The 1,173-nt window shown below is 63.7% G+C and carries 2 protein-coding genes; one reads left to right on the top strand and one right to left on the bottom strand.

Going from position 1 to position 1,173, the window contains the following annotated elements:
- Nucleotides 1-78 precede the first annotated feature (78 nt).
- Nucleotides 79-765, top strand: coding sequence for an ABC transporter ATP-binding protein (locus L981_RS32940; protein WP_043627193.1), 687 nt, complete (start codon nucleotides 79-81; stop codon nucleotides 763-765).
- Between the two features lie 220 nt (nucleotides 766-985).
- On the opposite strand, the gene L981_RS35435 is transcribed toward L981_RS32940, so the two are convergent.
- Nucleotides 986-1,173: hypothetical protein (locus tag L981_RS35435; RefSeq protein ID WP_210166432.1), on the bottom strand; the 188-nt coding region annotated here is incomplete at its 5' end.

Below are 1,173 nucleotides of genomic sequence, written 5' to 3'. Positions count from 1 at the left end.
CGATCTTTCCGGCCTGGCGCGCCTCGCGCCTCGATCCGGTGCAGGCCCTGCGTTACGAATGACAAGGACGACACTTGAATGAATGCGCGTGTGGCACTGCAACTCTCCGGCGTCGAACGGCACTACGGGGAAGGCGAGACCTTTCTGTCCATCCTCAAGGGCGCGGATTTCACCCTGAGAAGTGGTGAGACCGTCGCGCTGGTCGCACCTTCGGGAACCGGCAAGTCGACGCTGCTGCATGTCGCGGGCCTGTTGGAACGCCCTGATGCCGGCGAGGTGTTGGTCAACGGGGTGTCCTGCGGCGGGCTTAACGACGACCGGCGCACGGCGATCCGTCGCAACGAGATCGGTTTCGTCTACCAGTTCCACCATTTGCTCCCTGAGTTCACGGCACTTGAAAACATCATGATGCCGCAGTTGATCGGGGGATTGCCAAAGAAGGAAGCCGCGGAACGGGCGAAGGCTCTGCTCGATTATATGCGCATCGGCCACCGCGCCGAACATCGTCCGGCGGAGCTTTCGGGCGGCGAACAACAGCGCGTCGCAATCGCGCGCGCCGTCGCCAACGCGCCGCTCGTGCTGCTTGCCGATGAGCCGACGGGCAATCTCGACCCGGAAACCGCCGGTTACGTCTTCGAGGCGCTGGAAGCGCTCGCCCGCCAGTCAGGGCTCGCGGCCTTGATCGCCACGCACAATCATGAACTCGCCGGGCTGATGGATCGCCGCGTGACGATCGAGGACGGCAAGGTCGTCGAGATGGCCTGATGTCTGGCGGCGTGTACGCCGCCTTCCGGGCCTGTCGCTCGCCAGTTACTTGCGGGAAACCGCTGTTCCGTTGAAATGCCACGTGCGCTTTCCTGCTTGGCTGTTCCTCAGCCAGTCCGCTGCCAGCAGTCGCCCGGCGCCGCTATCGTGCAGGCGGAAGAGATGAAACCGTCCCTGATCCCGCTGCACACGGCGGGTCTCGACGTCATCGCCGCGCAATCTAGGTCGGCGATACCTCTTGCGAGCGGGCGCTGTGCGGGTTCACGCGATCGTTGGTTCGCGTTCGATTGCCAATGGCGAGGTCGAAATAGAGGACCACGAGACGCTGACCGTCGAGGCTGCGATCAACAAGCTGATCGCGGCGAAGTGATGAGGCAAGGGAAGGCAGGATGACCGCCGTGGTGCAAG

It is taken from the genome of Ensifer sp. ZNC0028, from assembly GCF_000799055.1.
Classification (GTDB): Bacteria; Pseudomonadota; Alphaproteobacteria; order Rhizobiales; family Rhizobiaceae; genus Ensifer.
Note: the sequence above shows the minus strand (reverse complement) of the source record. Positions and strands in the feature narration are given on the sequence as shown.

Coding starts and splice junctions, on each gene's coding strand:
- L981_RS32940 (WP_043627193.1), top strand. CDS start 79: ATGAATGCGCGTGTGGCACTGCAACTCTCCGGCGTCGAACGGCACTAC.